General features: G+C 58.6%; 6 protein-coding genes. 3 read left to right on the plus strand and 3 right to left on the minus strand.

Going from position 1 to position 8,584, the window contains the following annotated elements:
- Window positions 1-244 precede the first annotated feature (244 nt).
- The 3 genes from VGC62_RS26920 to VGC62_RS26930 all read right to left on the minus strand — a co-directional run bounded on the left by VGC62_RS26920 (window position 245) and on the right by VGC62_RS26930 (window position 5,085).
- Window positions 245-1,585, minus strand: a complete 1,341-nt coding sequence (locus tag VGC62_RS26920) for an MFS transporter (protein WP_331190118.1) — start codon at window positions 1,583-1,585, stop codon at window positions 245-247.
- A 323-nt stretch (window positions 1,586-1,908) separates the two neighbouring features.
- Window positions 1,909-2,934 carry a 1-aminocyclopropane-1-carboxylate deaminase/D-cysteine desulfhydrase gene (locus VGC62_RS26925; protein ID WP_331190119.1) on the minus strand — a complete coding sequence of 342 codons (1,026 nt, stop codon included), beginning with the start codon at window positions 2,932-2,934 and terminating at the stop codon, window positions 1,909-1,911.
- A gap of 117 nt (window positions 2,935-3,051) precedes the next feature.
- Window positions 3,052-5,085, minus strand: coding sequence for an NADPH-dependent 2,4-dienoyl-CoA reductase (locus VGC62_RS26930; protein WP_331190120.1), 2,034 nt, complete (start codon window positions 5,083-5,085; stop codon window positions 3,052-3,054).
- Window positions 5,086-5,333: 248 nt separating this feature from the next.
- On the opposite strand from VGC62_RS26930, the gene VGC62_RS26935 reads away from it, so the two are divergent.
- The 3 genes from VGC62_RS26935 to VGC62_RS26945 form a co-directional block, all read left to right on the plus strand.
- On the plus strand, window positions 5,334-6,476 hold the full coding sequence (locus VGC62_RS26935) for a carbon-nitrogen hydrolase family protein (RefSeq protein ID WP_331190121.1): 1,143 nt from the start codon (window positions 5,334-5,336) through the stop codon (window positions 6,474-6,476).
- Window positions 6,477-6,480: 4 nt separating this feature from the next.
- Window positions 6,481-7,521 carry an AraC family transcriptional regulator gene (locus VGC62_RS26940; RefSeq protein ID WP_331190122.1) on the plus strand — a complete coding sequence of 347 codons (1,041 nt, stop codon included), beginning with the start codon at window positions 6,481-6,483 and terminating at the stop codon, window positions 7,519-7,521.
- A gap of 589 nt (window positions 7,522-8,110) precedes the next feature.
- The coding region (locus VGC62_RS26945) for a pyridoxal-phosphate dependent enzyme (RefSeq protein ID WP_331190126.1) at window positions 8,111-8,584 on the plus strand (474 nt) is incomplete at its 3' end.

Here is an 8,584-nt window from a genome sequence, read left to right on the forward strand (position 1 = left end):
CATCCATCGAACGTTTACGAACGCGCCGTTTCATTTATGACTGATTGTGTGACGGCGCAGGAGGCGCCAATGTGCCATTTTTTAGCGCACCGCTGCCATGTTTTGTTGCATGCGCGATGCTTGAAACTGAACGCAACGCTCACTGTTGCCAGGAGCGCGCCTGCCCGCGAAAGCAGCGTGTCGGATACAAAAATGCCCCAGACATACCGCAATCGCGGGCAACAGCGCTTCATGGAGGGACTCGTCAGGCGATAGATTCAGCCGCCGAACGCTGCGTCAACGAGCCTTCCACTTCATGCAGCGAGACTTTCGAGGTCTCAGGCAATGCCAACCCACCGGCCAATGCCAGCAAGGCAATCACAATCAAATAAAACGCTGGCGCAAGATTGCTGCCGGTCATGCCTATCAACCAGGTTGCCATCAACGGCGCGGTGCCCCCAAAGAGGGTGTACGCCATGTTGTAAGTGACCGCCGAAGCGGTGTAGCGGGTGCGGGTAGGAAAGGTTTCCGACAGCAGCGCAGCCGTCACCACGCCACACAAGACAGCACCGACCGCCAGCAACATCACGCCAATAATCGAGGCGACAAATGACCCGGAACTGGCCATCCAGAACGACGGATACACCACTACAATCAGCAGGATGCAGGTGCTCATCACGGTCGTCCGTCGCCCTACCCGATCAGAGAACATCCCGGCCAAAGGGCAGATCGCCGCCGCGAACAGCAACGCAATCAGCGAAATCAGCAACGAGGTGGCGCGGCTCAAACCACCGGCGACTTGCAGGTACGTCGCGAAGTACGTGGTGAACATGTAGAACGACAACGCCGTCAGCGAAACAAACGCGCCGAGGCAACAAATAGCGGCGCCATGATTGCGCAGGGTGTCCTTGAGCGGCGAATGGGCCACGGCGTGTTCTTGAGTGACGGCTTGGAATGCCGGGGTTTCATCCAGTTTCCAGCGCAGATATAGACCGACCAACCCCAATGGCGCGGCAATCAGGAACGGCAGACGCCAGCCCCAACTGCTCATGGCCTCAGTGGACAACGACGATTCCAGCGCATAGGCGATGATGGCCGCTGCGGCGAAGGCGGAAAAGGTCGAAACCGGGACAAAACTGCCGTACCAAGCGCGCTGATTGCGCGGTGCATGCTCCATCAAATAAGCGCAAGCCCCGGCGTATTCGCCACCGGCCGAGAAGCCCTGGGCACAGCGGATGATGGTCAGCAGGATCGGCGCCATGACCCCGATGGCGGCGTAAGTTGGCAGTAAACCGATGATCGTGGTCGCGCCTGCCATCAGCAAAATGGTGAACGCCAGCGTACGCTTGCGGCCGATGCGGTCGCCGAGCATGCCGAAAAAGATCCCGCCCAGCGGCCGGAACGCGAACGCCACGGCGAACACGGCGAAGGTTTTCAGCAGTGCCGCACTGGCATCACCGCTGGGAAAGAACTGCTGGGCAATGGTGGTGGCGAGAAAGCCGTAAACGGCGAAGTCGAACCATTCGACGAAATTACCGATAGCCGCCGCAACGATGACTTTCCTCAAAGTGGCAGGATCGACCCGCTCGATGGTTGCAGTAGTCATGTAAACCTCGGCGCGTGTTGGAAGGGTCGATTATCGACACCGAGGCGTAAGCGGTTGACTCCAGAAGTGCCGCCGACATGCCCAGAACCGACGTATCGATACGTCTGGGCCGCAGGATTCGTGCCAGCGGGACCCGTGTTGCGCTGTCGCGAGATTCAAATGAACCTGTAGAGACTCTGTTCCTGGTCACGCTTTGAGCGAACTTGTTCGCGATGCTATGGGGCTGACGACAAAGATGTATTGGATGGGCCTCAATCTCACGAATGAATTCGCTCCTACAGAGGCTGCGTCATACAGGCTGATCCCGGCCAAAAGACACGCCGCTATAAAGTCTCACGCTTACCCTGTAACCCACCGGTATGGACAAAGATCAGCTTCGTGCCCTCGGCGAATCGGCTGGCAACAACTTCGTCGTGCAACGCCAGCAGGGCCTTGCCGGTGTAAAGCGGTTCCAGAGGAATGCCGGTGTGCTGTGCGCAGGTATCGATAAAGGACAGCAAGTGCGGATCGGTTTTGGCGAACCCGCCGCGACTGGCATCGAGCAGACAATAACAATGGTCAGGCGCTTGGTTACCTGGCGCTTTAAGTGACGCTTTCGCGAGCAAGCGCCCTTCCACAGGTGTTGTGTCCGAGCAAACGATGCCAGACGCAGCCAACGCTGTGGAGGCGAGCGTGCTCTCAAACGACTCGATAATCGCCGAGACATTCTCGGGCACTCCATGCCCCTTCGGCAGCGCCATCGCGCCATATACCAGTCGCGCGCCCGACTCGGCCAATACCAGGCCCGCCAACGTGGTGCCGGTTCCTGCCGCTAGCCACCAGCCGTGATAATCGTCCCAGCCCACCGCCGCCAATTGATCACGCGCCTGACACACGATGTCGGCACAGCCCAAGGCACCTTCCAACCCGCCACCACCCTCGGGTACCGGATGCAGTTGCGGATAACGCGCCATCCACGGCACCCAGAAATCCGCTTCGTGCCGCGCCCGGTAACCCGCATAACCCAGCCAATGCAGTTGCATGCCGAATGCCTGCAAATCCATCACCGTCGGCGTTTCCTGGGGATGACCGCGCAATAACCCCACCGTGGAGAAACCAAAGCGTTTGCCTGCCGCCGCCAGCGCATGAAGATGATTGGAGTGCGCGCCGCCAAGGCTGATCAAACCCTGGGCGCCTGCACGTTGAGCGGCTGCCAGGTGATGGGTGAGCTTGAACCATTTGTTGCCAGAGATCAGCGGATCGATCAGGTCCAGACGCAGGATCGCAACCTCAATGCCAGCGTCAGTGAGCCAAGGCAGATCCAGACGTTGCAGCGGGGCCGGTAACAGGGCGTGGTCAACGGGAAGCATCAGAATTAATCGGGGACTAAAGAAGGCCGGAGTTTAGCATTGGCCCTCAAGAGCGCCGCTCGTAACGCATCCCGCGAAACAGGTTCTGCACACTCCCCGTAGGACAACTGATATCACTTACAACTCAGCCGCCAACCGTGACCCTTGGTTGATCGCCCGCTTGGCATCCAGCTCTGCCGCAACGTCGGCGCCACCGATCAGATGCACGTTCTGCCCTGCGTCTTTCAAGCCGTCGTACAGCTCGCGCAACGGGTCCTGCCCGGCGCAGATCACCACGTTGTCTACCGCCAGTAGTTTCTCCTCGCCGTCACCGATACGAATGTGTAAACCGGCGTCGTCGATCTTCAGGTATTCGACGCTGTTGAGCATTTGCACCTGCTTGTTCTTAAGGCCCGTGCGGTGAATCCAGCCAGTGGTCTTGCCCAGACCATCGCCGACCTTGGAAGCCTTGCGCTGCAACAGGAGCACCTGACGCGCTGGCGCATGTGGATGCGGTTTGATCCCGGCGACACCGCCACGCGCTTCCAGCGCCTCGTCGATGCCCCACTCGTCCCAGAATGCCGCGCGATCCAGACTGGTGGACACGCCCTGATGCACCAGAAACTCCGAGACGTCGAAACCAATGCCGCCCGCGCCGATCACTGCCACGCGCTTGCCCACCGGCTTACGCTCCAGGATCACGTCCAGATAGCTCAGGACCTTGGGGTGATCAATACCGGGGATCGCTGGCATGCGTGGCTCGACGCCGGTCGCCAGAATGATTTCGTCGTAACCAGCACTCTTGAGGTCATCCACCGAAACGCGGGTGTTCAAGCGCACGTCGACGCCTGTGGTCTGCAGCTTGCGACCAAAGTAACGCAGGGTTTCGTAGAACTCTTCCTTGCCCGGCACGCGCTTGGCGATATTGAACTGACCACCGATCTCACTGGCTGAATCGAACAGCGTCACCTGATGACCGCGCTGGGCCGCGACGGTTGCCGCTGCAAGCCCGGCAGGACCGGCACCAATCACGGCGATGTTCTTCGGTTGTTGAGTGGGCAAATAATTAAGTTCGGTTTCGTGGCAAGCCCGGGGATTGACCAGGCAACTGGTGAGCTTGCCGCCAAATGTGTGGTCCAGACACGCCTGATTGCAACCAATGCAGGTGTTGATTTCATCGCCCCGCCCAGCAGCCGCCTTGTTGACGAAGTCCGGGTCGGCCAGAAAAGGCCGCGCCATGGACACCATGTCGGCATCGCCCTCGGCCAGCACGTGCTCGGCAACTTCGGGGGTATTGATGCGGTTGGTGGTGATTAGCGGAATCGACACCGAACCGCGCATTTTGGCCGTGACTTTCACAAAAGCAGCGCGCGGGACTTTGGTGGCGATGGTCGGAATCCGCGCCTCATGCCAACCGATGCCGGTGTTGATCAGGGTCGCGCCGGCCTTCTCGATGGCCTGCGCCAGTTGAACGGCCTCTTCCCAGGTACTGCCGCCTTCGATGAGGTCAAGCATCGACAGGCGATAAATGATGATGAAGTTCGGACCAACGGCTTCGCGCACCCGGCGTACGATTTCAACCGGCAAGCGCATGCGGTTTTCGTAGCTGCCACCCCATCGGTCGGTGCGATGGTTGGTGTGGGCGGCGAGAAACTGGTTAATGAAATAGCCTTCCGAGCCCATGATTTCGACGCCGTCGTATTCGGCGGATTGGGCCAGGGTCGAGCAGGTCACGAAGTCCTGAATCTGCTTTTCGATACCCTCTTCATCCAACTCCCTGGGTTTGAACGGGTTGATCGGCGCCTGAATCGCGCTCGGTGCGACCTGCTTTGGGCTGTAGGCATAACGACCGGCATGGAGGATCTGCATGCAGATCTTGCCGCCCGCCTCATGCACCGCCTGGGTGACAACACGATGGTGGTCGGCTTCTTCGGTGGTCGTCAGCTTGGCGGCACCGGAATAAACACCGCCTTCGACATTCGGCGCAATACCGCCGGTGACCATCAGGCCCACACCGCCACGCGCCCGTTCGGCAAAATACGCGGCCATGCGCTCAAACCCGCCCGGTTTCTCCTCCAACCCCGTGTGCATGGAGCCCATCAGAGCCCGGTTGCGCAACGTGGTAAAACCCAAGTCAAGGGGGGCCATCAGGTGTGGATAGTGGGCGGTCATCGCAAACTCCATCGAGCATCATCACGGGATGCGAGGGCTCTGTAGGCACTCGTCAAATTATTCGGCGGTCGCTATCAAGCACTGACAATAGCTCGCTGTTCATGGCGCCAACAGTAAACAGCACCCTGATCACGCTCAATGACTGAAAGTAACAACTTATTGATCCAAATGCGCAGCAAGGGTTGGCAAGTCCCTGGCTGCGCCCTACTCTTGTGCGCACCTTCATCCACGACAGCGTTCGGTTCTACATGCGTAAAATTCTCGGTTTATCCACGGTGTTATTGCTGGTGATTATCCTCGTCAGCTATGGCCTGTGGACCGGCAAGCGTCACGCCGGTCATTACCTCACCGATTTGCGCATTCAACTGGTGATCAACGATGGCCAGCCTGGTGATCGCGGCAATCTGCTGGGCATACAGCCAGAACTGTTTGCGTCCGACTATCAAAGCCTCAAGCGCCTGCACCGAAAACTTGCCGCCTATCTCCAGCAAGCCCGTGAACACGGCCTGATCAACGACAAAACCATTGTTGTGTTGCCCGAGCATGTAGGCACTTGGTTGTTTGCCGTGGACGAAAAATCCCAGTTCTACCAGGCCACGACTATTGAAGAAGCGCTGAATTGGCTAGCCGTCAGCAACCCACTGCAATTTGCCATCGCGATGCTGCACGCCAAAGGCGAAAACCGGATTGACGATGCGCGTATCAGGATGAAGTCGGTGAATATGGCCCGTGACTACCAGACGCTATTCGGTGGTTTGGCCAAGGAATTTGGCGTGACGTTGGTGGCGGGTTCGATTGTGCTGCCAGGGCCTTCGGTGGAGAACGGTCAATTGCACGTGGGCAATGGCGCGCTCTATAACTGCAGCGTAGTGTTTGGCCGCGATGGTCTGCCTATCGGCCAACCCCAACGGCAATTGTTTGCGACCTGGTATCAGCGCGGTTATATCCGTTCAGGCAAGGATGCGCCGCTCAATGTCATCGACACTCCGGCCGGCCGTCTCGGTACGCTGATCGGCAGCGACAGTTGGTACCCACGCAACTACACGCGCCTCAATCAAAGCGGTGTCGAGCTGATCGCGGTGCCCGCATTCGTTGCGGGCAATGATGCATGGTCACAACCGTGGCATGCGCAAAAGCTCCCTGTAGAACTCGGTGTTGAACCTGCCCCCCTGACCGAAGGCGAAGCGTGGCGGCGCTTGACACTGGCGCCCATCAGTACCGCTCAAGCGGGTATCAGCGTGTTTATGCGCGGCCAGTTTTGGGATCAAGGCAGCACAGGCCATAGCTTTGCCAATCGCGGCGGGCAAAGTATCACTGAACAATCTGTCAGTACGCCCCCCAAAGGCAGCAAGCCTGGGCACGGCGCGCGGCTGATCAATCTGTGGTTATGACGCCATGACCGCGCCTCGGGTACGTTTGGGGGATTTGTCGGTAGGTTTCGTCCATAGCCTGGCGGATGCCGTGCGCAGCTTCGATCAGGACCCAACCCCCTTGCTTGAGCAGTACGGACTGGACGCGGCAACGCTGGGTGAAGCAGGCGCACGGTTGTCAATTGCGCGCTACATGCGCCTGGGACACTCGGCGATTCAACTGACAGGGGTGCCCTGGCTAGGCTTGCGCATGGGTCAGTTGAGCCGCATCAGCCAAGCCGGGCTGGCAGGCGTCACTGCCGCGCAAGCCCCCACTGTGCGAGAAGCAGCACGTACATTGATTCGTTTCGAAGCCTTGTATGGCGCCAACTACCGCGGGCAATCGAGCTTTCATGAAGACGCCAGTGGTGCCTGGCTGCGTTTCTACTCCATTAGCCCTTACAACGACTACAACCGTTTCGTCGTCGATTCGATTCTCGGCAGTTGGCTGCAACAGTTATCGACGCTGGCGGGCACTGAGCTGCGTGCGCAAAAGATCGAGATCGAATTTGAGGCGCCCATCTATTCAGCTCAATACGCGCACTTGAGTGAGCATCCGGTGAGTTTTGCCGCAGGCGCCAATCAATTGCGCCTCAGCCAACACAGCCTTGGCCTGCGTAATCCCGATCACTGCCCCAGCACCTGGCGGCATTTGCTGGCGCTCTGCGAACAGGAACTGGAGCACCGTACGCGCACCCGCAGCCTGCGTGAACGGATCACTCAGTTGTTGGGGCCTTTGTTGAATGGTGGAAGAGAGCCTGATCTGGAGGAAGTGGCAGCACGGCTAAAGCTGCCGACCTGGACCTTGCGGCGCAAACTGGCCGACGAAGGTACGCGCTTTCGCGCCATTCTCAATGACACGCGCCGCGACTTGGCCATGACCTACATCCGTGACACGGAACTGGCTTTTGGCGAGATTGCCTATCTACTAGGGTTTTCATCGGCCGAGGCCTTTCAGCGCGCCTTCAAACGCTGGAACGGTGAGACTCCTGGAGAGTTCCGCCGCAGCCAACGTCATACCGCTTGAAGCGACAGCCTACAACTCGGTTGCGTCGTCAGCGGGTTCAAAAGGATCAAACTCGTACGCGTTGTATTCCAAAAGCTCTTCTTGATAGTCGTCCATTACTCATGCCCTCGTGGCTGGTTTCTTCGTTTCGGTTGTCTTTCATTGACGTTTCAGCGACTGCATTACTTACATCACTGATCACAACCCTCACCTTAGAGTGCCGTCATGAAGGAAAAATGAAGGCGCCCGACGTAGGGGACGAGGGGTCAGGAAAACCTGACGGCGCGCTTGCATGAGCAATGCAGCTCTTGACGCTCGAACCCTAAGCGCAATAGTCTTCACGCCATGAACGTAACCCAGCACCTCTTCGGCCAGATAATTATTACCGCCATTCCAGTCATGGCGGGTTAGCCGACGTTTGCACCCAACCCGCCCTCGAGGCGGGTTTTTTCCTTCTGTCTCCCGGGCCAAAAATCTCGAACCAGGAGTCAGACATGAACTTTATTCGCCCTTCCCTCTCTGCCGCTTGCCTGAACCTGATCATCGCCGCCCTTTGCACGAGGCCAACACGATGAACCAGATGCTGGATAACGCGCGGTTCAACAGCGACCTGCTCAACCACTACGTCAAGAAAATCCTCACCTCTCGCGTCTACGACATCGCCGTGGAAACCCCGCTACAGGGCGCGCGGCAGTTGTCCGAACGGCTTGGCAATCAGGTCTTGCTCAAGCGCGAAGACTTGCAACCGGTGTTTTCTTTCAAAATTCGCGGCGCCTACAACAAGCTGGCGCAGTTGACCCCCGAAGAACTGGCACATGGCGTGGTCACCGCGTCGGCGGGCAATCATGCGCAAGGGCTGGCGCTGGCGGCGAAAACCCTGGGCGTCAAAGCGACCATCGTCATGCCCAAGACCACACCGGAGATCAAGGTCGAAGGTGTGCGTTCCCGAGGTGGCAAAGTGGTTTTGCACGGGGATTCGTTCCCCGAAGCGCTGGCCTATTCGCTGAAATTGGTCGATGAAAAAGGCTACGTCTACGTCCACCCCTACGACGACCCCGACACCATCGCCGGGCAAGGCACGGTG

Origin of the sequence: Pseudomonas sp. (genome assembly GCF_036404235.1) — a bacterium.
In the GTDB taxonomy this organism is placed as follows: domain Bacteria; phylum Pseudomonadota; class Gammaproteobacteria; order Pseudomonadales; family Pseudomonadaceae; genus Aquipseudomonas.

Coding starts and splice junctions, on each gene's coding strand:
- VGC62_RS26920 (WP_331190118.1), bottom strand. CDS start 1,585: ATGACTACTGCAACCATCGAGCGGGTCGATCCTGCCACTTTGAGGAAA.
- VGC62_RS26925 (WP_331190119.1), bottom strand. CDS start 2,934: ATGCTTCCCGTTGACCACGCCCTGTTACCGGCCCCGCTGCAACGTCTG.
- VGC62_RS26930 (WP_331190120.1), bottom strand. CDS start 5,085: ATGACCGCCCACTATCCACACCTGATGGCCCCCCTTGACTTGGGTTTT.
- VGC62_RS26935 (WP_331190121.1), top strand. CDS start 5,334: ATGCGTAAAATTCTCGGTTTATCCACGGTGTTATTGCTGGTGATTATC.
- VGC62_RS26940 (WP_331190122.1), top strand. CDS start 6,481: ATGACCGCGCCTCGGGTACGTTTGGGGGATTTGTCGGTAGGTTTCGTC.